Genomic DNA, 21,603 nt, shown 5'->3' with positions numbered 1-21,603 from the left:
GATCAGAGGCACTGATCCATATCCAGCGACGGTTTGTCGCACTCCGGACGGCCGACGATCTTGGCGGGTACGCCAGCGACTGTGGTATGGGGCGGCACCGGGTTGATCACCACGCTGCCGGCACCAATTTTGGCGCCCATGCCCACTTCGATATTGCCGAGCACCTTGGCGCCCGCCCCTATCATCACCCCTTCGCGGATCTTGGGATGGCGATCGCCGCTCTCCTTGCCGGTACCGCCCAGCGTCACGCTCTGCAGGATCGAGACGTCATCTTCAATCACCGCCGTCTCACCCACCACTATGCCGGTGGCGTGGTCGAACATAATCCCCTTGCCGATGCGGGCTGCCGGATGCACATCGACCCCGAATACCACCGAGATCTGGTTCTGCAGGTAGAGTGCCAGCGAGCGGCGCCCCTGACGCCACAGCCAGTTGGCGACCCGATAGCCCTGCAGAGCATGGAATCCCTTGAGGTAGAGCAGCGGAGTGGAGAAGAGGTCAACCGCCGGATCGCGATCCTGTACGGCACAGATGTCGGCGGCGACCACGGTCAGCAGCTCCGGCTCGCTGCGCAGGGCCAGCTCAATCACCTCGCGCAGGGCGATGGCGGGCATGGTGGCGCTGTCGAGCTTGTTGGCCAGCTGGAAGCTGAGGGCCGAGCGCAAATTCTTGTGATTGAGAATGGTGGAGTGGAAGAAGCTGGCCAGCATCGGCTCCTGGGCCGCCATGCACTGTGCTTCTTGCTGAATTTTCTGCCAGGTTTTGGCAACCAGATCATCCATGTTGCAGCCTACTGTTGTTCAGGGTGAGGGCTTTGTTGTTCTTTTGTCAGCACCGAGATGGGGTCCATGTGGATAATGACATCCATTCGCTCGAAAGCCTGGCGCACGGCCAACTCGGCTTCATCAGCGATTTGGTGGGCCTTGACCAGAGGGATCTGGTCATCCAGCTCCAGGTGCAGCTGCACAAAGCGGGTCGGCCCCGACTGGCGGGTGCGCAGATCGTGGACGCCATGAACCCCTTCGACGGCGCAGCAGAGGGCCATTATTCTCGCTTGTTCTTCGGCTGGCAACTGACGATCGAGCAGCGCCTGCACCGATTCGTAACCAATATGCAACGCCCCCCACAGCAGGAACAGACCGATCAGGATGGCAAACAGGCCGTCGGCCCAGTACCACCCCTGTCCTGCCAGCACCAGCGCCAGCAACACCCCGGCGTTGAGCAACAGATCAGAGCGGTAGTGCAGCATGTCGGCCTTGATGGCGACGCTGTTGGTCTTGCGAATGACAACGCTCTGGAAACTGACCAGCAGCAAGGTCAGCACGATGGAGCCACCACTGACCCAGAGGCCCGCCTCCAGCCGCTGGATAGGCGCCTGATTGAGCAGGGAGGAGATACCATGCATCACCAGCAGCAGCGCCGAACCCGAGATAAAAGCCGACTGGATGAGTCCGGCCAGCGACTCCGCCTTGCCATGGCCAAAACGGTGCTCGTCATCGGCAGGGGCCAGCGCATAACGGATGGCCAGCAGGTTGATGATGGAGGCGCTCACATCCATGAAGGAGTCAGTCAGGGATGCCAGCAAGGTTGATGAATCTGTCATCAGCCAGGCGATCAGTTTGCCGATGATGAGCAGGGTGGCGGTCGTAACGGCCGCCATGCTGGCAAAGGTAACCCAACGGGAATATTGTTGATGGCTCAAAACCGGCTTTCCTCTGGCGATGAAAAACTTATTATACCCTGACCCCGGCGTCAGTTTGGCGCGAAAATCTGCGGAATAACACCCGATGAACAGAATACTCCTGGTCGACGACGATCTTGAATTGACCCAGTTGCTCACCGAAATTCTGACCCTGGAGGGATTTCAGGTCACGGTCGCCGAGGATGGTGAAGAGGGGCTGCAACGACTGGCAGAACAGAGCTTCAATCTGGTGCTGCTCGATGTGATGATGCCCAAACTCAACGGCTTCGCCATGCTGGCCAAGCTGCGCAAAACCCATGAAACACCGGTACTGATGCTGACCGCCCGTGGCGACAGCCAGGATCGGGTCAACGGTCTTGAGGCGGGGGCCGACGACTATCTGGCCAAGCCTTTCGATGATCGGGAGCTGCTGGCCAGGGTGCGTGCCATCCTGCGCCGCACCCAGAGCGCCCCGCCCCAGCGCGGCAACTCCTCCGACGAAGTCAGCTTTATGGACATAGTGCTGCAACCCGGCCTGCAGCAGGCCCGCTGCGGCGAGCAGCTGCTGGAGCTGACCGCCACCGAGTTCGGCCTGCTGGAGTGTCTGCTGCGCAACCCCGGCCAGATTGTCAGCAAGAGCCACCTCTCCGAGCAGGTGCTAGGCAAGAAGCTGGAACCCTTCGATCGCGCCATCGACATGCACCTGAGCAACCTGCGCAAGAAGTTGCCGGAGCGCACCGATGGCCAGCCCCGTTTCAAAACCGTACGGGGGCGCGGCTATCTGTGGCTAGAGCAAGAATAAAGGGGGGCACCTCCCTCAACGGGATCTCGACCCACATCTTCCTCTGGTTCTGGTTTATGTTGCTGGTGATCCTCGCGGCAGTGATCAGCCTGCCGACGCTCGATCCCCGCAACCAGATCCCGCTGCCCACCCACGAGGTGGCGCGGATGCAGAACAATGTGCAGGCCCTGCTCAATGCCGCCGACCCGGATCAGGATTTCGATCTGGCCAAGGCGATGGACAACATCGCCATGCTGCCGGTGGACAATGTCTATATCCGCGACGAGAAGGGGCAGATCCAGTCCACCACCCATCCCCGCAAGTTCGTGGTGCGCTTCATGGTGGATGCCGATGACCCGGGCAAGCCCATGCTGCGCAACGAGCACCGCAAGGCGATCGCCGGCCCCTTTCTGATGCAGCATCACGGCCACAGCTACCACGTCTATTTCGGGCTCAATGCCGAAAACCCCTACCTGTTCCTGTTTATTCAGGTGCTGGATCACCCTATCCGCATTCTCGGGGTAGCCATGCTGATCAGCACGCCGCTCTGCCTGCTGCTCGCCTGGCGGTTGACCCGCCCGATCCTGCAATTGCAGAAATCGGTCTCCCAGCTGGCAGCCGGCAACCTTGAGGTGCAGATCCCCAACCTTGGCCGCCGCGACGAGATCGGCCAGCTGGCCGACCATGTCAGCCGCATGGTGGAAACGCTCAAGAGCATGATCCAGAAGCAGAAACAGCTGCTATCAGACATCTCTCACGAGCTGCGCAGCCCCTTAACCCGGATGCAGCTGGCACAGGCGCTGATCCGCCGCAAGCAGGGCGACAGTGCCGAGCTCGCCCGGATCGAATCGGAAATTGGGCGACTGGACAAGCTGATCGGTGACCTGCTCGACCTGTCGCGGGTACAGCAGCATGTGGAGGCGCCCGTCGTGCAGCCGCTGGCTGATCTGCTGGAGCCCATGCTCGAAGATGCAATGTTTGAAGCGAACCAGAGCGGCAAACAGCTCAGGCTACCGCAACTGCCGACCGAGTCGATCCAGATGTGGCCGGAGCTGCTCTCGCGAGCCATCGAGAACCCACTGCGCAACGCCCTCAAATATGCCCGCGAGTTCATCAAGGTGGAGTGGTATCGGGATGGCAAGGAGTGGGTGATGACCATTCGGGATGACGGGCCCGGCGTACCTGACGAGCAGCAGCCGCTGCTGTTCCAGCCCTTCTTCCGGGTCGATGATGCCCGCAATGCCAAGACCGGCGGAACCGGGCTGGGGCTGGCCATCGCGGCGGAGGCGATCCAGCGCCACGGCGGCACCATTGCCGCCAGCAACAACCACCCGACCGGCCTTACCGTCACCATCAAACTACCGATCGCCTGACCCTTTTCATCGGCACGGGCGCTGGGTATGCTGGCGCCCCTTCTTGCCTTTACATCTCTTTGCAGGAGCTCGTCATGCTCGATATCGTCCTCTACCAGCCGGAAATTCCGCCCAATACCGGCAATATCATCCGGCTTTGCGCCAACACCGGATACCGGCTCCATCTGATCGAGCCGCTGGGATTTGAGTGGGATGACAAGCGGGTGAAGCGGGCGGGACTCGACTATCACGAGTTTGCCGAGGTGAAGCGCTGGCCGAGCTATGAAACCTTTCTGGCAGCCGTGGCGCCCAAGCGGATATTTGCCTGCACCACCAAGGGACGCACCGCGCACTCGGCCGTGCAGTTTGCCCTCGGCGACGCCCTGCTGTTCGGGCCGGAGAGCCGCGGCTTGCCCATCGAGATCATCGAGAGCCTGCCATTCGAGCAGCGGGTGCGCATCCCCATGCTGCCCCAGAGCCGCAGCATGAACCTCTCCAACGCGGTCTCGGTCTTTGTCTACGAGAGCTGGCGCCAGCTCGGCTATCGCGGCGCCATGTAAGCGCCACCGATGATCAGTGGCGGGCGTCGAGCAGGCGCCCGCTTCGCTCCAGTCGCCAGCAGCTAATCCCGAGCGACAATCCCCGGCCAACCATCAGCGCCGCCATCGCAGCCCACAGTGCCGCAACACCCCACGACTGACAGAGCCACCAGATCGGGAAGAAACCGCCAAACGCCGCCAGCAGCATGCTGTTGCGCATCTCCTTCGCCCGAGTCGCCCCGATAAAGACACCATCCAGCAGGAAACACCAGACCGCCAGCAGCGGCATCACCACCAGCCAGGGCAGGTGGCGGGTTGCCTCCGCAACAACCGCCGGAATATCGGTGATATAGCCGACAAGGTGGCTACCGAAGAGGGCAAACACCAGGGTAAAACCGCTGGCAATGAGGGCCGCCCAGCCCAGATTGAGCAGGATGGCCTCCCGCAACCGGAGCCGATCCCGCAAGCCGATAGCCCGCCCGACCATCGCCTCGACGGCATAGGCGAAGCCATCGAGCCCGTAGGAGATGAGCATCAGGAAGTTGAGCAACACTGCATTGGCTGCCACCGCCACGTCGCCCAGCCGGGCACCTTGCAAAGTCATAAAGGCAAAGCAGAGCTGTAGCGAGAGGGAGCGCAGGAAGATATCGCGGTTGAGGCCGAGCAACCGCACCATGGGAGCAAGCTGGCGCCAGCGCTGCCAGCCATCCTGCCACACCGTCGGCGCCAATTGCCGCAGCTGACGAGATACCAGCCAGATGCCGACCCCCAGCGCGCAGTAATCGGCCAGCACCGAGGCCGCCGCCACGCCGCGCACCTGCCAGCCGAGCCCGAGCACAAACAGGGCGTCGAGCGCCATGTTGACCAGATTGGTGAGGATCAGCATCACCATGGGGCTGCGGGCATCCTGCATCCCCAGCAGCCAGCCCATGATCACCAGATTGCAGAGCGCCGCCGGGGCGCTCCAGATCCGCGCCGCCACGTACTGGCCAGCATAGAGCTGCACCTCGGGCGAGCCGCCGCTCAGGGCAATCAGCCGGGGCAATAGGGGAAATAGCAGCAGAAGCAGAGCCAGCCCGAGGGCAACGGCCAGCCCCAACCCGCGCAGCAGGGTATCGAGCTGGGCCCGCCCGTCAGCAGCACCGTGAGCCTGTGCCGTCAGCCCGGTGGTCGACATTCGCAGAAAGCCGAGCAGCCAGAAGATGAGATTGATGAGGGTCGCACCGACCGAGACGCCCCCGAGAAACCAGGCCTGCCCGAGATGACCGATCACCCAGGTATCCACCAGCCCCAGCAGGGGGGTGGTGATATTGGAGAATACCATCGGCAGGGCGAGGGCAAAGACGGCGCGGTGGCGAGAGGGATCTCGCCACCAGAGAGCAACAGAGTGCGTCACTCTCAGTGGCCTGTCAGCTTCAGGATGCGGGAGAAGTCGGAGAGCATGCTATCCATCTGCACCAGCGGTACCTGGCCGCGTTCCACCTTGGGCCGGAATACCCCCTGCAACTTGCCCTTGGGATTGATGAGGACGATGGAAGCGGAGTGATCGATCAGGTAATCCTTCTCCCCCTCCTTGGCGATGGAGTAGACCAGCCCCAGATTGCGCACGAACGGGAACAGCTTGTCGTGGGGCGCCGTCGCAGCCTTGAACTCGGGGTTGAAGAAGGCGGTATAGGTCTTGAGACGGGCCGGATCATCGCGCTGGGGATCCGCCGAAACAAAGACCACCTGAGTAGTCGGAGCCAGCTTCTTCAGCTGATCGTAGACGGAGCGTATATCGGCCAGCGTGGTGGGGCAGATATCGGGACAAAAGGTGTAACCGACGAAGAGAAAGGTCCAGTGGCCCAGCAAGTTGGCCGGGGTGAATGGCTTGTTGTCGGCATCGATCAGCTCGAAGTTGTTGATGTCCCGCCCGACTGGATAGTAATCAGCATGCTCAGGTCGTTTTGGCTGGGTGAGGTAGAAGGCAAGGATCAGGCAGCCTGTCAGCAGCAGAAACAGCAGGGGATAGCGAAGCTTCATCATAACAAGAGACCCTTTCGGTTCAGTACACACAGCATCGATAGCCAGACAGGTGGGGGATTGTACCCCAGCAGGACATGAACTGGAGACCCCTTGTACACGGCTCTGTCAGGAACAGACCGTTTGGTTCAATTAAGCAGCAACCGCAAAAACAAAAACCGGCTCGTGTGCGAGCCGGTTTTCTGGGTCTCTGGCGCCATCCATGCCCTTCACGGGCGGTTAATGTGCCTCTGCTGCAGCATTTTGCCGAGCGCTCTGGCACTGATAGGGATCACTGGTGCCAACCAGTTTTCCTGCAACTTGGCAACACCATGGCCGCGCTTGAACAACAGCACCAGCTGTACCACCTTCTCTTTCGGACAACCCAGCCAGAGCGTCCAGTGCGACCCCTTGTGGTGCAGCCAGAGCCCGTAAAACCAAGTCAACCGGCTACCTCTGAAAAAACGGGTGATGGAGGATACCGGTGCAAGTTCCCTCACCTCTGTATCCCATGAAGATCTCGATGCCATAACCAGTCCTCCCTGACCGACAAGTTATGCTGTTGCGCCTGCCCGGCCGACTACCGGTAGCACGGCGACTTGCCATACCACGAGTGACGCCCCATGGCTGAGGCGCCCCCTCTCCCTTCATATCCCGTGAAGGTGTGTTGCCCATGCTTGTTCTGACTTTGCCCCTATTACCCGCCACAGGCCGGCAACGCATGGCACGAAGTCTCTTTATTATTGGCGAGACCCTGATTTGAGCATATATCCGAAATGAATGATTGGCAGCCACTCCCTTCGTCGAACTCCTATCGAGTCTCTTCGTAATGGGCTAGCGGCAAGGGCAACAGGAAAAGCGCAAAAACAAAACGGCCTCCCGCAGGAGGCCGTCTCATGGCAAAGGGGAAATTACATCCAGTCGGCGTTGCGGATCACGCCGACGGCCAAACCCTCGATGGTAAGGTGCTGGCTGGAGAGATCCACCTCGATGGGGGAGAGCTCTTCGTTTTCCGGCAGCAGCCACACCTGGCTGCCCTTGCGCTGGAAGCGCTTGACGGTGACATCCTCATCGAGACGGGCTACAACCACCTGACCGTTGCGCACCTCCTGAGTCTTGTGCACCGCCAACAGGTCGCCATCCAGAATGCCGATGTTCTTCATGCTCATCCCCTGCACCCGCAGCAGAAAGTCTGCTCGCGGATGAAACAGGGCGGGATCCACCTGATAGTGGCTCTCGATATGCTCCTGCGCCAAGATAGGTTCGCCGGCAGCCACCTTGCCAATCAGGGGCAGGCCGCTCTCTTCCAGCACCTCTTCCTCCTCTTCGAGCAGCAGGCGGATGCCGCGGGACGTGCCCGGCATGATCTCGATGACCCCTTTTTTGGCCAGGGCCTTCAGATGTTCTTCGGCCGCATTGGCCGACTTGAAACCAAGCTTCTGGGCAATCTCGGCGCGAGTCGGCGGCATGCCGGTTTCGCTCATATTCGCCTTGATCAACTCCAGCACTTCGGCCTGGCGGGGAGTAAGGGGTTTCATAGAATGGGCACCTGTCTTTTTATACAGCACACTGGCAGTATATACAGTGCAGTGACCAAGGCAAGGCAGAGCTGACATTTGTCGCGACAAACCGCTCATTTATCGCTGTTTTGATCCTGCGCAGCTGACTCATCGTACCTCTCGGCGACAAGGGGCCGCCGATTTGCTATGCTCACGCCGCATTTTTTTGGAGAGCAGACGCACATGTCCCTAGGACAGAAGATTTCCAGAGCCATCTTGCAATGGCCGGTCAGCGGCTTGGTCAATCACAAGAGCCTGCCGGAAAATCCCATCACTGAACTCAATCTGGATCCGGCCAGACCCATCGTCTACGCCCTGAAGACCAGTTCGATCACCGACCTGATGACCCTGCAGCAGTGCTGTGAGGATCTCGGTCTGCCCGGTCCCTTCACCCCGCTGGAGCTTAACGGCCAGCTGCTGCCGCGCTATGTCTGTCTGGATCGTCCGCCTCCCCTGTTTGGCAAACGCAGCAAGCCGCTCCCCTTCCTGCAGGAGTTCCACCAGCTGCTGGATCTGCACAAGCAGGATCCCGAACTCGATATCCAGGTGGTGCCCGTCACCCTGTTCTGGGGCCGCGCTCCGGGTCGGGAAGGCGAAGAGGCATCCGGCTGGAACATCATCAGCAGTCTGGCGCCGAACCGGCTGAAGAAAGCGCTCATCGTGATCCTCAAGGGTCGCGAGAATCTGGTGCGCTTCTCACCGCCGCTCTCCCTGCGCTATATGGCGGACAAACATGGCACCGACGAAGCCATCGCCCACAAACTGGCGCGGGTGGCTCGTACCCATTTCAGCCGCCAGCAACTCGCTGCCACCGGCCCGAAACTGCCGAACCGCAACCTGCTGTTCAAGCAGTTGCTCGACTCCGCGGTGATCCAGCAGGCGATTGAAGAGGAGGCCCAGCGCGAGGGGATCAGCCTCGAGAAGGCGCAAAAGCGTGCCCATGGTTACATGGACGAGATCGCCTCCAACTTCTCTTACCGGCTGATCCGCCTGGGCGAGAGCTTCCTCGGCTGGCTGTGGAACAAGCTCTACCGCGGTTTGTCGGTCAATGGCGCCGAGAAGGTACGCCAGTTGGCGCAGGAAGGGCACGAGATCGTCTACGTCCCCTGCCACCGCAGCCACATGGACTACCTGCTGCTCTCCTACGTCATCTACCACCAGGGGATGGTGCCGCCCCATATCGCGGCGGGCATCAACCTCAACTTCTGGCCGGCGGGCCCCATCTTCCGCCACGGTGGCGCCTTCTTCATTCGCCGCACCTTCAAGGGCAATCCGCTCTATAGCACGGTATTCCGGGAATATCTCAACCTGCTGTTTGCCAAGGGTTACTCGGTAGAGTTCTTCACCGAGGGTGGCCGCTCCCGTACCGGCCGCCTGCTGCCACCCAAGACCGGCATGCTGGCGATGACCCTGCAGGCGATGATGCGCGGACTGGACAGGCCGGTGACTCTGGTGCCGGTCTATCTGGGTTACGAGCACGTGATGGAGGTGAACACCTACCACAACGAGCTCAAGGGGAGCCGCAAGGAGAAGGAGAGCTTCCTGCAGGTGCTTGGCATCCTGCGCAAGCTGCGCAACTACGGCCGCGGCTTCGTCAACTTCGGCGAACCGCTGACCCTCAACAGCTACCTGAGCGAACATATTCCGGACTGGAAAAAACACATCGGGGAAGAGGAGCGTCCGGAGTGGATGGCGGGCACCGTCAACGATCTGGCCGAGCTGCTGATGACCCGCATCAACGGGGCTGCCGCAGTCAACGGCCTGACCCTGAGCGCGCTGGCGCTGCTGGCCGCCGAGCGCCACGCCCTGACCCGCGACGAGTTGCATGCCCAGCTCAACACCTATCTGGATCTGCTCAAGGCTGTGCCTTACAGCCCGCAGAGTACTATTCCGGATGAGGATGCCAAGACCCTGCTGGATCAGGCGATGGAGCTCAACAAGTTCGAGGTAAGCGAGGACAAGCTGGGGCAGATCATCAGTCTGGACCGCTATCAGGCGATCCTGCTGACCTACTACCGCAACAACATCCTCCACCTGTTCGCCATGCCCTCTCTGGTGGCGGCGTTGATCGAGCGGTGCGAGGGGATCTCCCGCAGCGAGATCATGGCCCGCTGCATCGACATCTATCCGCTGCTCAAGACCGAGCTGTTCCTGCGTTATGAAGAGGAAGAGCTGCCGGAGCTGGTCGATGCCCTGCTGGCAGAGCTGCAGCGTCAGCAACTGATCGAGGCACGCGATGGCGGCTACTGGGTCAACCCGGCCAACCAGATGCGCCTGCTGCTGCTGGCGGAGAGCATTCAGGAGACCCTGCAGCGCTACGCCATCGTGCTGACCCGAGTGCTGGCCCAGCCCCATATCGAGGCGGAGCAGCTGGAAGCTGACGGCCTGATGATGGCAGAGCGCCTCGGCACCCTGCACGGCATCAACGCCCCCGAGTTCTTCGACCAGAAGCTGTTCAGCACCCTGATCCACACCCTGCGCAAAGAGGGTTACTTCTCCTCCGACTGCAAGCCGGATCTCGGCCGCTTCCAGGCTCTTGCCGACAACATAGTGCCGCTGCTTAGCAACAAGATCCGCCGCACCATTCAGGCGGGCAACCAGCTCTGATCTGCAACGCAAACAAAGAAGGCCGCATGATGCGGCCTTCTTTTTTATCGGAATTTGTGCGGGAACAGGTCACGCCAGCAGGTAATCGAGCACCACGCCGATGAAGATCAGCGCCCCTACATAGTTGTTGTTGAGAAATGCCTTGAAGCAGGCTTCGCGCTCGCGCTCGCGGATCAGCCGCTGCTGGTAGAAGAAGAGCACGCCAGCCCCCAGCAATCCCCAGTAATACCAGCCCCCCAGCGCCATCAGCTGGCCAACCACCAGCATGATCAGCAGGGTACCCAGTTGCAGCGCCCCGATGATCCGCTTGTCGTTGCGGCCAAACAGGATGGCGCTCGATTTGAGGCCGAGCTTGAGGTCATCGTCCCGATCCACCATGGCGTACTGGGTGTCATAGGCGATGGTCCAGAGCAGGTTGGCCAGGAAGAGCAGCCAGGCAACGAGAGGCAGAGCGTTGGCCTGCGCCGCATAAGCCATGGGGATCGACCAGGAGAAGGCCAGCCCGAGCACAAACTGCGGGTTGGAAATGAGCCGCTTCATGAAGGGGTAGCAGACCGCCAGCAACAGAGCGATAAACGACAGGCTGATGGTGAGCGGGTTCATGGTCAGCACCAGGGCAAACGAGATGAGCGCCAGCACGAAGAAGAGCGCCAGCGCCTCGCGCGGATCGACCCTGCCGGTCGGCAGCGGACGCCCGGAGGTGCGTTTGACGTGGCCATCGAAGTCACGATCCGCATAGTCGTTGATGACGCAGCCTGCCGAGCGCATCAGAAAGACGCCCACGGCAAAGACGATAAGGTTCCAGAGGTTGGGGACACCACCTGCCGCCAGCCAGAGCGCCCAGAGGGTGGGCCACAACAGCAGCAGGGTACCGATGGGTTTGTCGATGCGAGCCAACTGCATGTAGGCCAGCCCTCGCTCCTTGGTCAACAGATTCACTCCAGCTCCTTGTTACAAACGAGAGAAGGCAGAAACAGCTCATGCACCAGTAGTGGCCACGGCCCCAGAAACAGGCGGGAGCGACGCCCCCAGACAACGGCTGCCGGACAGCGGGGGTTGGCGGCAATCTCGAAGCGCGCCACTTGCAGATGATCGCGCCGTGCCGGCTTGTGGCCGAATATCCGCTCGCCGAGCGGCTGCTCGCCAAGATCGGCCAGCCCGCTTCCCTCCAGCGCCACATCGGCAAACAGGGTCCAACCCAGAACCGCCGGCCCCCGATCGCCGTGCAGGATCACCTCGCGGCAGATCCCGGCCGGGGTGGGCGCATCCACCAGCCACTGCTCATCGGCAGTGAGAGCGACCTGATGATTGCCAAGCCACTCGACCGAGAAGTGGCTGTTGTGCTGGCGCAGCCGCCGGGTCATGGAGCCCGGCTCCAGCAACCAGGGGCGCAGCGAGGCAGGCAATTCGCAGCTTTCCGGAGCCAGCCAGCTACCCGAGAGCGTGAGGGGAACAGTCAACTCGGACTTCACAGCATCACCATCCAGAGATTTCCGTGTTCAGGTTAAAATCCGGTTTATTATCCGTAAATCAATCGCGAAATGTAAGAACATCCGTGCTTGACGCCCCCGATGGCAGCATCAAAAATGGGGTATCTCTTGCTGATGAGCCATCCATATGAAGCTATTCAAATTTCTGCTGGTGTTGTTGCTGAGCTGCGGTGCACTTCAGGTCTATGCCTCCGGAGGAGAGGAGCCGCCCGCAGAGGGAGAAGCGGCCGCCGCCCCCAAACCCGGCTTCTACTACCACCTGCTCGATCCGGACATCATCACCAACTACCTGAGCGATGGCAAAACCCTCGGCTACGTCCGGGTGACGGTAGAGTTGATGGCGGCCAACGAGGGCGACCTCAAGCTGCTGGAGCAGCATGATCCGCTGATCCGCGACGCCATCATCCGCCTGATGGGCAGCAAGAGTGCTGACCAGATCAAGTCCCTGGTCAGCCGCGAAGAGCTGCGCAAGGAGTGCGAAGCCAAGGCAAACGAGCTGCTGGTGAAAGAGACCGGCAAGAAAGCGGTGCGCGAGCTCATCTTCACCAAATTCCTCTACCAGTAACGTTTCATTCGCAAACCCGCCAGCAGGGATTCTCCCCGGCTGGCAGGTTTGTCGTTTATTCGAAATGAAAATTGATTACAATACGCCCGTCGAGTCGTAGAGGTAATCGTTATGGGCAGCAAGACCCTGTGTGAGTGGCGCCGCCACGAAATCCCCACTGATCTCAAAGCGCTGCGCAAGATAATCCGCAAACCCAAATTCGTCTGCGGCAAATGTGCCCGCAGCGCTAACGAGAAAGGCTACCTCTGCCAGCCGCTGCGGCTGAAAGAGGAGTAGTAACGCCTCCCCATCAGGACGTTATTGATCCGTCCATCCCTGTCGTCCCTGTTCGAACAGCCGGCGGGCCTGCATGTCGTTCGGACAGACACCGCGATACTCGCCACCGGAACGACCGGCCAGATAGAGGTGCTCCGGACGGCAATACCAGGCCAGCCCTTTCTGGCGTCCCTGCTCCCACAGTTCGCTATCCACCTTCTTGCCACACTGGGCCTGATGGAACTCGACCCGATCGGCGGTGAACCCCAGCTTGCCATCGGCCTCCCCGACATCGCTCCACACCTTCTCGCAGGGATCGTTGTTGGAAGCGCAGCCACCCAGCAGGGCTGCCAGCAGTATGATGGTGAGTCGCATAGTCATCCTTGAGTGTCGTTTGAGCAGTTCATTCTTATCCAGCCACCCAGTGACCACAAGAGGCACACGCCAGCCCTGTGAGCGCCGCAAAAAAAATCAGGCGGGCACAATGCCCGCCTGTTCATTCAATGCTGTGGTTCACTGGTCATCGAAAGGGTCATCATCCTGCCAGCTTTCGTCTTCCCATTGATCCAGCTCCTCTTCCCAGGATTCCGGCTCCCAATCATCGTCTGACGAGTCGTAATCCGGCTTGTGTCCACCCATCTTCACTCTCCTTGGATAGTTCACCCGCAATCCAATTCTATCCGGAAATGTCGGGCTCGCCAGTCGTCAGAGTTCAAAGTTTGACCAGAGTGCGCCCCGCGATTTGACCCAGCGTGATGGCCTCGGCAGCCTCGACCACTTGCTCCAGCCCGATCTCGGTGACCGCCTGAGCAAAGAAGCTGGCAGGCAGATCCCATGCCAGTCGCTGCCATGCTAGTTGACGACGTTCCAATGGGCACATCACCGAATCGACTCCCTGCAGCCGCACATTGCGCAGGATGAAAGGCATCACGCTGGTCGGCAGATCGAAGCCCCCTGCCAGCCCGCAGGCTGCCACGGCGCCGCCGTAGTTCATCTGGGCCAGCAGTTTGGCCAGTACCTGACTGCCGACGGTATCTATGGCACCGGCCCACAGCTGTTTCTCCAGCGGTTTGGCCGGCTCCAGCAGCTCGCTGCGCGGCACGATGCGGCTGGCACCGAGCGCAGTCAACATGGCACCCTGCTCTTCGGGGCGGCCGGTCAGCGCCACCACCTGATAGCCAAGGGCAGCCAGCAGGGCGACCGACGTCGACCCCACGCCACCAGCAGCGCCAGTTACCAGCACCTCGCCACTTTCCGGGGTAATGCCCGCCTCTTCGAGCGCCAGCACGCAAAGCATGGCGGTAAGGCCAGCGGTGCCGATGCACATGGCCTGCCGCTCATCGAGCCCGGCGGGCAGCGGCACCAGCCAGTCGCCCTTGATCCGCGCCTGTTCGGCCATGCCGCCCCAGTGCCCTTCGCCCACGCCCCAACCGGTCAGCACCACCTTGTCTCCCGGCTGATAGCGGCTGTCGGCAGATTCGAGCACGGTACCGGCGAAGTCGATGCCGGGCACCAGCGGCCACTGACGCACTATCTTGCCCTTGCCGGTGATGGCCAGCCCATCCTTGTAGTTGATGGAGCTGTAGCTCACCGCTACCCGCACCTCTCCCTCCGGCAACTGGCTCTCGGTTAGTCGGGTCAGGGTCGGAATGGTCTTGCCGTCTTGGTTTTCCAGTAACAGAGCCTTGAACATGGTTGCCTCTTTGATGGGGATTGAAACGGAACGGTTAGCTGCTTTGGCGCTTTTGCAATTCGAACTCGAGGATCCGGGTCGTCTCTTGCACCTCGTCGCCAGCCAGCTTGTGCAGGATCATCTCGGCAGCCATGCTGCCCATTTTGCGATAGGGAACCTGAACCGATGTGAGGGCAGGATAACAACTCTTCGCCACATCGGAATCATCGAAACCGGCGATAGCCAGCTTGCCGGGCACGCTCAGGTGCCGTCGTTGACACTCGAACAGCACGCCGGCCGCCAGCTCATCGTTGACGCAGATAAGTGCATCGAGCTCTGGCCAACGCAGCAGAAACTCCCCCAGCATGGCAGCACCGGTGCTGAAGCTGGGCGCCTCCGAGGTATTGATCACCATATCGGGTGAGAGATAGTTCTCCAGCATCGCCTGCTGCCAACCGCGCATGCGCTGCTGCAGCATCCACTGCTCCTGACGGGCACAGAGAAAACCGATATTGCGGTAACCTCGCTCGATGAGGTGACGGGTTAGGCGATAACCGGCCTCCTGATTGGAGCCGCCGACACAGAGATCCATGGGATGGGGCACCAAAGCCCCCACCTCCACCACCGGCAGACGACTGTTACGCAACAGCGCCTTGTCATCTGGCGACTCAAGGCAGCCCAGCACGATCACGGCGGCGGGGTTGTACTGCAGCAGATGCTCCAGCTGTTCGCTCTGCTGACGCAGATGCTGGGCGTCGCCCAGTACCAGCTGATAACCGGCCTTCATCAAGATGGGTTGCAACCCGGCCATCAGTTCAGCACTGGCGCGATCAAGCAGGCTCGGCACTATCACCAGAATCACATGGGAAGTACCCGACGCCAGCGCCCCGGCGGCCCGATTGGGGATATAGCCGAGCTCTTCCACCGCAGCTTCGATGCGCTCACGCATCCTGTCGGAGACCATCTCCGGCGTGCGCAGGGCACGGGAAACCGTCATGGCCCCCACACCAGCCAGCTGGGCCACATCGTTGAGGGTCACCCGACCCGTGCTACGGCGCTTCTTTGCTTCTGACATCCATCCCATCCTCGACTTGCGGCTGCTCACTTTAAGGCAAAAGAGCGCCACTGACTATTTGCTCAGGGCCGATTCTACTCTCTTTCCCCTACCGCAGGGGCAGGATGGCTCCCGTTAATGGATGAAGTGATAGCGCTATCACAGTTTCATGTTAGCGCTATCTGATAGCGCTAACTTTCGCGATCACCCTCACAGTTTCACCACCGCAAGATCGATAGATTGGCGCCATCTTAACTAGCCGGATCACCACCATGCTGACTCAACTGCTGACCGAGGATGTCATCCGCATCGAACCCGCAGCCCGCGACTGGCGCCACGCTATCGAGCTGGCCACGGCGCCCCTGCTGGCCAATGGCACCATCGAACCCTCCTACGTGGCGGCGCTGTTTCGCTCTCATGAGGAGCTCGGCCCCTACTACGTACTGGGCCCCGGTCTGGCGATGCCCCACGCTCGTCCTGAAGACGGCGTCAACCGGCTGGGTCTGGGGCTGACCGTCATCAAGCAGGGGGTCAACTTCGATTCCGAGGGCAACGACCCGATCCGGCTGCTGATCACCCTGGCCGCCAGCGACAGCAACTCCCACGTGGAGACCATCGCTCAGCTGGCCGAGCTGTTTATGAATGAAGAGGACGTGGCGGCCATCATCACGGCCGACACCAAAGACGACATCCTGCGCATTCTGGCGCGCTACTGATCTGCGCCACGGCGCACCTGACAGAGGAAGAGACAATGAAAATTCTGGTTGTATGCGGTCACGGTCTGGGCACCAGCCTGATGATGGAGATGAGCATCAAGAGCATCCTGAAAGAGCTGGCAGTCACCGCCGAGGTGGATCACCGCGATCTGGCCTCCGCCGGTAGTGAAACCGCCGAGATCTTTGTCGCCACCCGCGACATCGCCGAGCAGCTGCAATCCATGGGCGTCAACGGCCGTCTGGTGGCTCTCGACAACATGGTCGACAAGGCCGCGATGAAAGAGAAGCTCGCCACCGCCCTGCGCGAACTGGGCGCCCTCTAAGGATCCTCCATGCGGCCTGCGGGCCGCATCTTCCATTGCCAGGAGCTGACCATGGAATTTTTCAACTTTCTGATGTTTGACGTGCTGTCCGAGCCCGCCGTGCTGGTCGGCCTGATCGCGCTAATTGGCCTGATTGCCCAGAAGAAACCGGTGACCGAGTGCATCAAGGGCACGGTCAAAACCATCATGGGTTTCGTCATTCTGGGGGCCGGTGCCACTCTGGTGATCAACTCGCTGGGTGACTTTGCCGTCATCTTCCAGCACGCCTTCGGCATCAAGGGCGTTGTGCCCAACAACGAAGCCATCGTCTCCATCGCCCAGACCTCGTTTGGCAAGGAGATGGCGATGATCATGTTCTTCGCCATGCTGGTGAACATCCTGATCGCCCGTCTGACGCCGTGGAAATTCATCTTCCTGACCGGTCACCACACCCTGTTCATGTCGATGATGGTGGCGGTGATCCTCTCTGCCGGCGGCATGAGCGGCGTGCCGCTGATCGCGGTGGGCAGTCTGGTGGTCGGCGTCGCCATGGTCTTCTTCCCGGCCATCGCCCACCCCTTTATGAAGCAGATCACCGGCTCCGATGACGTGGCGCTGGGTCACTTCTCCACCTGCTCCTACGTGCTCTCCGCCCTGATCGGCGCCAAGTTCGGCAACAAGGCCCACAGCTGCGAAGATGTGCAGGTGCCCAAGAGCCTGCTGTTCCTGCGCGATACCCCGGTGGCCATCTCCTTCACCATGGGCATCATCTTCCTGGTGACCTCCGCCTTCGCCGGCCCCGAGTTTGTCTCCAGCGTCGCCAAGGGCAAGCACTGGTTCATGTTCTCCCTGATGCAGTCCATCACCTTCGCCGCCGGTGTCTACGTCATCCTGCAGGGTGTGCGGATGGTCATTGCCGAGATCGTACCGGCCTTCAAGGGGATCTCCGACAAGCTGGTGCCGAACGCCAAACCGGCACTCGACTGCCCCATCGTCTTCCCCTACGCCCCCAACGCCGTGCTGATCGGCTTCCTGTCGAGCTTTGCCGCCGGTCTAGTGGGGATGGCGCTGCTCTACGCCATGGGCCTGACCGTCATCATCCCGGGCGTGGTACCGCACTTCTTCGTCGGCGCTGCTGCCGGGGTCTTCGGCAACGCCACCGGTGGTCGTCGCGGCGCCATTCTGGGCTCCTTCGCCAACGGCCTGCTGCTGCTCACCATTCTGCCGGTGTTCCTGCTGCCGGTGCTGGGCAACCTCGGCTTTGCCAACACCACCTTCAGCGACTCCGACTTCGGCGTGGTCGGCATCCTGCTGGGGCTGGTCGTTCGCTAATTCCGGCCACCGCCAAAAACAAAACGGAGCGCATCGCGCTCCGTTTTTTTATAGCCGGGCTGTATGAAAGGCTGAAACTCAGTCGTTCTCCAGCGCAGCGAGGCAGTGAGAGAGGGTGCGGGCCTGCGCCCCCTGATTGCGCAACACCACGGCACGGGCCTGCTCGCCCATCTCGCGGCGGGCGGTCACGTCGGCAAACAGCTGGCTCACCTGCTCGCCCAGCTCGGCAGCATCGGCCACGATGGCGGCGCCCCCCTGAGCCACCAGCTGGCGGGTGATGTCGCTGAAGTTGAAGTAGGCGGGGCCGGTCAGGCAAGGCTTGCCGAGGGCCGCCGGTTCCAGCAGGTTGTGACCGCCGATCTTCACCAGACTGCCGCCGACGAAGGCCACATCGGCCGCCGCCAGCATCAGCGGCAGCTCGCCCATGGTATCGCCGAGATAGACCTTATCCTCCGCACTCACCGCAGCACCATCAGTGCGCCGCACGCAGCCGTAAGGGGCACACAGCTCGGCCACCCGGTCAAACCGCTCGGGGTGGCGCGGCACCAGAATGAGCAGCGCGTCGGGATGGCGTTTGAGCAGCAGATCGAAGGCGGCCAGCACCTGCTCGTCCTCACCCAGATGGGTACTGGCGGCGATCCAGACCGGCCGATCCGCCCCCAGCTGCTGGCGCAGGGCGCGACCTTTGGCCTGCACTTCGTCACCAAACTGGATATCGAACTTGATGGAGCCGGTCACCGCCAGCCGCGAACGATCGATGCCGAGGCGGGCGAAGCGGTCGGCGTCATCCTGATGCTGACAGAGCAGATGGGTCAGCGGCCGGCTCAGGGCGTCGAAGGCGCCGTGGAAGCGGGCATAACGCTGGCAGGATCGTTCGGAAAGGCGGGCGTTGATAATGGTCACCGGCAGGTGGCGCGCCTCGCAGGCGGCCAGCCAGTTCGGCCACAACTCGGTCTCCATCACCCAGAGTGCGCGCGGCTTGAAGGTGTTGAGAAAGGCGGCAATAGCCCAGGGGTAATCAAGCGGCGCGTAGCGATGCACCACCAGCTCCCCCAGCTTGGCCGCCTGATCGGCGCCGGTGCGGGTAGTGGTGGTGAGCAGGATCGGCAGATCGGGCCGCTCCGCCTTGAGGGCGCGAATGAGCGGCGTGATGGCCAGCGTCTCCCCCACGCTCACCGCATGGATCCACAGTGGCGCATCCTGTCCGGTGGCGGGCAGCCGCCCGAGATGCTCGGCCCAGCGCTCGCCAAAACCGGGCTTGCCCCGCTTCGGCTTGTAGAGGGCCAGCAGCGCCAGCGGCAATCCCAGATGGATCAGCAGGTTGTAGAGCAGACGGTAGGGCATCTTACTGACTATGCTCCAGCTTCTTGCAGGCATCGACTACCTGCTCCGGCGCCAGATCGATCAGGCACTTGAGATGGCCGAACTTGCAGGTGCGCTTGAAACAGGGGCGGCACTCGATGTCGGTGTGAACGATCTCGACCCGATCCGCCAGCGGCGGGGTGTAGAGCGGCGAGGTGGAGCCATAGACGCCCACCAGTGGCCGGTTGAGGGCGGCGGCGATGTGCATCAGGCCGGAGTCGTTGGAGATGACCCGGCTGGCCAGCGCCATCAGATCGATCGCCTCGTGCAAGCTGGTCTTGCCTGCCAGCACATGGCAGTTGGGGCGGGTCAGCAGGTTGACCCGATCCCGGATGGTATTGGCCACCGGCACATCCTTGTTGGAGCCGAAGATCCACACCTGCCACCCCTCGTCCAGATGCTGCTGTGCCACCACGGCGTAGTGCCCCTCCGGCCAGCGCTTGGCCGGGCCAAACTCGGCACCAGGGCAAAGCACCAGCACCGGGCGGGCGCGATCCAGCTCCAGTCGCTCCAGCGCCTTGCTCTGGTTGACCAGATCGACGTGCAGAGAGGGGTGGGGAATGGTCGGAATATCGGCCCGGCTCTTCATCTGCTCCTTGGGATAAGCGAGCGCCAGATAGCCCTCCACCATCAGCGGGAAGGCGGACTTGTTGCTGCGCATATCGTTGAGCAGGCCGAAGCGGTGCTCCCCCTTCCAGCCGGTACGCACCGGAATGCGGGCAAACCAGGGGATCAGCGCCGACTTCATGGAGTTGGGCTGGACGATGGCCTGATCGTACTTCTCGGCCGCCAGCTGCTTGCCGAGGCGGCGGCGCGCCACCAGCTTGAAGTCACCGTGGCCGAGGGGCATGGTGATCGCCTTGTCCACCTCCGGCATCCGCTCCAGCAGGGCACAGCACCAGGCGGGGGCCATCACGTGCAGTTCGCACTCCGGATGGTTGGCCTTGATCGCCTTGTAGAGACTCTGGGACATCACCATGTCGCCGACCCAGGAGGGGCCGATCACCAATATTTTCATTACGCGTCTTCTCTCGGGTCTGGCCCGGCGGTTAATCATCACTGGGCGAGATTATGCCCCAAGAATGGTCGGATAAATAACAGAAGATCCCTGCCAATCGCCCGAGCAGCCTCATTTTTCAAGCGGTGCCTATCTTCCTGCTGAACGAGACAAGGCAGGCAAACAGCTGGCAGAAACGGGCAATGGCGGCTCTCTCTTTGGCCCGTTTTTCCGTTAGAATGGCCCATCAATACGCATTCGCCCCGCCAGACGGGCAACAACCGAGAGCCCCATTTCGTGAAAAAACCGACTCTGGCTGCCGTTCTGATCGTCAAGAATGAAGCCGACAACCTGCGCAAGTGCCTCGCCTCCCTCGACGGACTGGTGGACGAGATCGTCATTCTGGACTCGGGCAGTCAGGACGAGACCCCGGCCATCGCCGCCGAATTTGGGGCCTGTTTCTTCGTCAACGCCAAGTGGCCCGGCTTTGGCAAACAGCGCCGACTGGCCCAGTCTCATGTGCAGTCCGAGTGGGTGTTGTGGCTGGATGCCGACGAGCGGCTCACCCCCGAGCTGAAAACCGCCATCGCCAACGTGATGGCCAATCCGGCCAGCGACACCATCTACTCGCTGCCGCGCCTCTCCTGGGTGTTTGGCCGCTTTATCCACCACAGCGGCTGGTATCCGGATCGGGTGCTGCGCCTCTATCCGAAGGCGCTCACCAGCTACAACGAGGCGCTGGTGCACGAGAAGGTGGAAGTGCGCGCCAACATGAAGATCGTCAACCTCTACGGCGACCTGCACCACTTCACCTATCGGGATCTGGAGCACTATCTGGTCAAATCCGCCGGTTATGCCCGCGCCTGGGCCGATCAGCGCACCGCTCGCGGCAAGAAGGGCTCCCTCAGTCAGGGGCTGGTGCACGCCGTCGGCTGCTTCCTCAAGATGTACCTGCTCAAGGCAGGCTTCCTCGATGGCAAGCAGGGGTTGCTGCTGGCGATCCTCTCCGCCCACTCCACCTTCGTCAAATACGCCGATCTCTGGGTACGCCAGCAACCGCAGCAGCCGGAATAGCGCGTACCCCACCGCAGGTTCGTTAATTAGCCCCTTGTTCCGCTCGAACAAGGGGCGGCAGATCGGGCGGAGCCCTTGCAGGGCAAGCAATGGCCATGACGGGGGGCGGCAGGGGTTACCTCGATCGCTATAAGCTGAATTTATGGATTTTGGTTAAATGACCCAACTCCAGCTTATACCGGCAGGAACCGCGCCAGCGGGGTGCTGACAGGGCCGCAAAAAGGCTGCTGAGGCAATGTCCGATCTGCTGGTCTGTCAGCGGCG

The 21,603-nt window shown here is 61.4% G+C and carries 24 protein-coding genes; 10 read left to right on the top strand and 14 right to left on the bottom strand.

Features of this window, described 5'->3' with window-relative positions; genetic code table 11:
* Nucleotides 1–2 precede the first annotated feature (2 nt).
* Together cysE and fieF are read right to left on the bottom strand one after the other, a co-directional pair.
* Nucleotides 3–782: a serine O-acetyltransferase gene (gene cysE, locus LG31_RS0106195; protein ID WP_033113620.1), complete on the bottom strand. Its 780-nt coding sequence runs from the start codon at nt 780–782 to the stop codon at nt 3–5.
* Nucleotides 783–790: 8 nt separating this feature from the next.
* The gene (gene fieF / locus LG31_RS0106190) at nt 791–1,702 is read right to left on the bottom strand and encodes a cation efflux pump FieF (protein ID WP_033113619.1); all 912 of its coding nucleotides are present in this window, start codon (nt 1,700–1,702) and stop codon (nt 791–793) included.
* Between the two features lie 85 nt (nt 1,703–1,787).
* On the opposite strand from fieF, the gene LG31_RS0106185 reads away from it, so the two are divergent.
* The 3 genes from LG31_RS0106185 to trmL all read left to right on the top strand — a co-directional run bounded on the left by LG31_RS0106185 (nt 1,788) and on the right by trmL (nt 4,374).
* The gene (locus LG31_RS0106185; protein WP_033113618.1) at nt 1,788–2,483 is read left to right on the top strand and encodes a response regulator; all 696 of its coding nucleotides are present in this window, start codon (nt 1,788–1,790) and stop codon (nt 2,481–2,483) included.
* Nucleotides 2,465–3,835: an ATP-binding protein gene (locus LG31_RS0106180; RefSeq protein WP_161785969.1), complete on the top strand. Its 1,371-nt coding sequence runs from the start codon at nt 2,465–2,467 to the stop codon at nt 3,833–3,835. Before LG31_RS0106185 ends, LG31_RS0106180 begins: the two co-directional genes overlap by 19 nt.
* Before the next feature lie 74 nt (nt 3,836–3,909).
* Nucleotides 3,910–4,374 (top strand): tRNA (uridine(34)/cytosine(34)/5-carboxymethylaminomethyluridine(34)-2'-O)-methyltransferase TrmL, encoded by a 465-nt coding sequence (trmL, locus tag LG31_RS0106175; protein WP_033113617.1) that lies wholly within the window; start codon nt 3,910–3,912, stop codon nt 4,372–4,374.
* Between the two features lie 13 nt (nt 4,375–4,387).
* Here the strand turns inward: trmL and LG31_RS0106170 are convergent, their stop codons facing one another.
* The 4 genes from LG31_RS0106170 to lexA all read right to left on the bottom strand — a co-directional run bounded on the left by LG31_RS0106170 (nt 4,388) and on the right by lexA (nt 7,892).
* The gene (locus LG31_RS0106170) at nt 4,388–5,677 is read right to left on the bottom strand and encodes an MATE family efflux transporter (protein ID WP_084059554.1); all 1,290 of its coding nucleotides are present in this window, start codon (nt 5,675–5,677) and stop codon (nt 4,388–4,390) included.
* Between the two features lie 74 nt (nt 5,678–5,751).
* On the bottom strand, nt 5,752–6,378 hold the full coding sequence (locus LG31_RS0106165) for an SCO family protein (RefSeq protein WP_033113615.1): 627 nt from the start codon (nt 6,376–6,378) through the stop codon (nt 5,752–5,754).
* A 206-nt stretch (nt 6,379–6,584) separates the two neighbouring features.
* Entirely contained in the window at nt 6,585–6,800 is a 216-nt protein-coding gene (locus LG31_RS0106160) for a hypothetical protein (RefSeq protein ID WP_084059553.1), read from the bottom strand.
* Nucleotides 6,801–7,265: 465 nt separating this feature from the next.
* The gene (gene lexA, locus LG31_RS0106155; RefSeq protein ID WP_033113613.1) at nt 7,266–7,892 is read right to left on the bottom strand and encodes a transcriptional repressor LexA; all 627 of its coding nucleotides are present in this window, start codon (nt 7,890–7,892) and stop codon (nt 7,266–7,268) included.
* 204 nt (nt 7,893–8,096) lie between these two features.
* Here lexA and plsB point away from each other — a divergent pair, with 204 nt between their 5' ends.
* Nucleotides 8,097–10,520, top strand: coding sequence for a glycerol-3-phosphate 1-O-acyltransferase PlsB (gene plsB, locus LG31_RS0106150; protein ID WP_033113612.1), 2,424 nt, complete (start codon nt 8,097–8,099; stop codon nt 10,518–10,520).
* Nucleotides 10,521–10,589: 69 nt separating this feature from the next.
* On the opposite strand, the gene ubiA is transcribed toward plsB, so the two are convergent.
* Both ubiA and LG31_RS0106140 read right to left on the bottom strand, forming a co-directional pair.
* Entirely contained in the window at nt 10,590–11,459 is an 870-nt protein-coding gene (gene ubiA, locus LG31_RS0106145; protein ID WP_033113611.1) for a 4-hydroxybenzoate octaprenyltransferase, read from the bottom strand.
* On the bottom strand, nt 11,456–11,992 hold the full coding sequence (locus LG31_RS0106140) for a chorismate--pyruvate lyase family protein (protein WP_033113610.1): 537 nt from the start codon (nt 11,990–11,992) through the stop codon (nt 11,456–11,458). Before LG31_RS0106140 ends, ubiA begins: the two co-directional genes overlap by 4 nt.
* 145 nt (nt 11,993–12,137) lie before the next feature.
* On the opposite strand from LG31_RS0106140, the gene LG31_RS0106135 reads away from it, so the two are divergent.
* Together LG31_RS0106135 and LG31_RS21410 are read left to right on the top strand one after the other, a co-directional pair.
* Complete coding sequence (locus LG31_RS0106135; RefSeq protein ID WP_033113609.1) at nt 12,138–12,575, top strand: flagellar basal body-associated FliL family protein; 438 nt, start codon at nt 12,138–12,140, stop codon at nt 12,573–12,575.
* Nucleotides 12,576–12,686: 111 nt separating this feature from the next.
* Nucleotides 12,687–12,851, top strand: a complete 165-nt coding sequence (locus tag LG31_RS21410) for a hypothetical protein (RefSeq protein WP_104016832.1) — start codon at nt 12,687–12,689, stop codon at nt 12,849–12,851.
* Between the two features lie 21 nt (nt 12,852–12,872).
* On the opposite strand, the gene LG31_RS0106130 is transcribed toward LG31_RS21410, so the two are convergent.
* From LG31_RS0106130 to LG31_RS0106120, 4 genes are all read right to left on the bottom strand, one after another.
* Nucleotides 12,873–13,205: a DUF2799 domain-containing protein gene (locus tag LG31_RS0106130; protein ID WP_033113608.1), complete on the bottom strand. Its 333-nt coding sequence runs from the start codon at nt 13,203–13,205 to the stop codon at nt 12,873–12,875.
* A 138-nt stretch (nt 13,206–13,343) separates the two neighbouring features.
* Nucleotides 13,344–13,469 carry a hypothetical protein gene (locus LG31_RS21755; RefSeq protein WP_255940094.1) on the bottom strand — a complete coding sequence of 42 codons (126 nt, stop codon included), beginning with the start codon at nt 13,467–13,469 and terminating at the stop codon, nt 13,344–13,346.
* Nucleotides 13,470–13,542: 73 nt separating this feature from the next.
* A complete protein-coding gene (gene acuI / locus LG31_RS0106125; RefSeq protein WP_033113607.1) occupies nt 13,543–14,523 on the bottom strand; it encodes an acrylyl-CoA reductase (NADPH) in 981 nt (326 codons plus the stop codon).
* A 34-nt stretch (nt 14,524–14,557) separates the two neighbouring features.
* Nucleotides 14,558–15,577 carry a LacI family DNA-binding transcriptional regulator gene (locus LG31_RS0106120; RefSeq protein WP_033113606.1) on the bottom strand — a complete coding sequence of 340 codons (1,020 nt, stop codon included), beginning with the start codon at nt 15,575–15,577 and terminating at the stop codon, nt 14,558–14,560.
* Between the two features lie 251 nt (nt 15,578–15,828).
* Here LG31_RS0106120 and LG31_RS0106115 point away from each other — a divergent pair, with 251 nt between their 5' ends.
* The 3 genes from LG31_RS0106115 to LG31_RS0106105 are packed head-to-tail and all read left to right on the top strand — an operon-like array spanning nt 15,829 to nt 17,906.
* A complete protein-coding gene (locus LG31_RS0106115) occupies nt 15,829–16,272 on the top strand; it encodes a PTS sugar transporter subunit IIA (protein ID WP_033113605.1) in 444 nt (147 codons plus the stop codon).
* Nucleotides 16,273–16,307: 35 nt separating this feature from the next.
* The gene (locus tag LG31_RS0106110; RefSeq protein WP_005356014.1) at nt 16,308–16,595 is read left to right on the top strand and encodes a PTS sugar transporter subunit IIB; all 288 of its coding nucleotides are present in this window, start codon (nt 16,308–16,310) and stop codon (nt 16,593–16,595) included.
* A 51-nt stretch (nt 16,596–16,646) separates the two neighbouring features.
* Nucleotides 16,647–17,906, top strand: a complete 1,260-nt coding sequence (locus tag LG31_RS0106105) for a PTS ascorbate transporter subunit IIC (protein ID WP_033113626.1) — start codon at nt 16,647–16,649, stop codon at nt 17,904–17,906.
* Between the two features lie 78 nt (nt 17,907–17,984).
* Here the strand turns inward: LG31_RS0106105 and waaA are convergent, their stop codons facing one another.
* Both waaA and waaF read right to left on the bottom strand, forming a co-directional pair.
* Entirely contained in the window at nt 17,985–19,250 is a 1,266-nt protein-coding gene (gene waaA / locus LG31_RS0106100) for a lipid IV(A) 3-deoxy-D-manno-octulosonic acid transferase (protein WP_033113604.1), read from the bottom strand.
* Between the two features lies 1 nt (nt 19,251).
* Entirely contained in the window at nt 19,252–20,286 is a 1,035-nt protein-coding gene (waaF, locus tag LG31_RS0106095) for a lipopolysaccharide heptosyltransferase II (protein WP_033113603.1), read from the bottom strand.
* A gap of 276 nt (nt 20,287–20,562) precedes the next feature.
* Between waaF and LG31_RS0106090 the strand changes: the two genes are divergently transcribed.
* Entirely contained in the window at nt 20,563–21,339 is a 777-nt protein-coding gene (locus LG31_RS0106090; RefSeq protein ID WP_033113602.1) for a glycosyltransferase family 2 protein, read from the top strand.
* The last annotated feature ends 264 nt before the right edge of the window (nt 21,340–21,603 follow it).

This window comes from Aeromonas lacus (assembly GCF_000764665.1).
Classification (GTDB): Bacteria; Pseudomonadota; Gammaproteobacteria; order Enterobacterales; family Aeromonadaceae; genus Aeromonas; species Aeromonas lacus.
Note: the sequence above shows the minus strand (reverse complement) of the source record. Positions and strands in the feature narration are given on the sequence as shown.

Coding starts and splice junctions, on each gene's coding strand:
- LG31_RS21755 (WP_255940094.1), bottom strand. CDS start 13,469: ATGGGTGGACACAAGCCGGATTACGACTCGTCAGACGATGATTGGGAG.
- LG31_RS0106110 (WP_005356014.1), top strand. CDS start 16,308: ATGAAAATTCTGGTTGTATGCGGTCACGGTCTGGGCACCAGCCTGATG.
- LG31_RS0106165 (WP_033113615.1), bottom strand. CDS start 6,378: ATGATGAAGCTTCGCTATCCCCTGCTGTTTCTGCTGCTGACAGGCTGC.
- LG31_RS0106115 (WP_033113605.1), top strand. CDS start 15,829: ATGCTGACTCAACTGCTGACCGAGGATGTCATCCGCATCGAACCCGCA.
- plsB (WP_033113612.1), top strand. CDS start 8,097: ATGTCCCTAGGACAGAAGATTTCCAGAGCCATCTTGCAATGGCCGGTC.
- waaF (WP_033113603.1), bottom strand. CDS start 20,286: ATGAAAATATTGGTGATCGGCCCCTCCTGGGTCGGCGACATGGTGATG.
- LG31_RS0106185 (WP_033113618.1), top strand. CDS start 1,788: ATGAACAGAATACTCCTGGTCGACGACGATCTTGAATTGACCCAGTTG.
- LG31_RS0106170 (WP_084059554.1), bottom strand. CDS start 5,677: ATGGTATTCTCCAATATCACCACCCCCCTGCTGGGGCTGGTGGATACC.
- LG31_RS0106135 (WP_033113609.1), top strand. CDS start 12,138: ATGAAGCTATTCAAATTTCTGCTGGTGTTGTTGCTGAGCTGCGGTGCA.
- trmL (WP_033113617.1), top strand. CDS start 3,910: ATGCTCGATATCGTCCTCTACCAGCCGGAAATTCCGCCCAATACCGGC.
- LG31_RS21410 (WP_104016832.1), top strand. CDS start 12,687: ATGGGCAGCAAGACCCTGTGTGAGTGGCGCCGCCACGAAATCCCCACT.
- acuI (WP_033113607.1), bottom strand. CDS start 14,523: ATGTTCAAGGCTCTGTTACTGGAAAACCAAGACGGCAAGACCATTCCG.
- waaA (WP_033113604.1), bottom strand. CDS start 19,250: ATGCCCTACCGTCTGCTCTACAACCTGCTGATCCATCTGGGATTGCCG.
- lexA (WP_033113613.1), bottom strand. CDS start 7,892: ATGAAACCCCTTACTCCCCGCCAGGCCGAAGTGCTGGAGTTGATCAAG.
- LG31_RS0106120 (WP_033113606.1), bottom strand. CDS start 15,577: ATGTCAGAAGCAAAGAAGCGCCGTAGCACGGGTCGGGTGACCCTCAAC.
- cysE (WP_033113620.1), bottom strand. CDS start 782: ATGGATGATCTGGTTGCCAAAACCTGGCAGAAAATTCAGCAAGAAGCA.
- LG31_RS0106105 (WP_033113626.1), top strand. CDS start 16,647: ATGGAATTTTTCAACTTTCTGATGTTTGACGTGCTGTCCGAGCCCGCC.
- LG31_RS0106130 (WP_033113608.1), bottom strand. CDS start 13,205: ATGCGACTCACCATCATACTGCTGGCAGCCCTGCTGGGTGGCTGCGCT.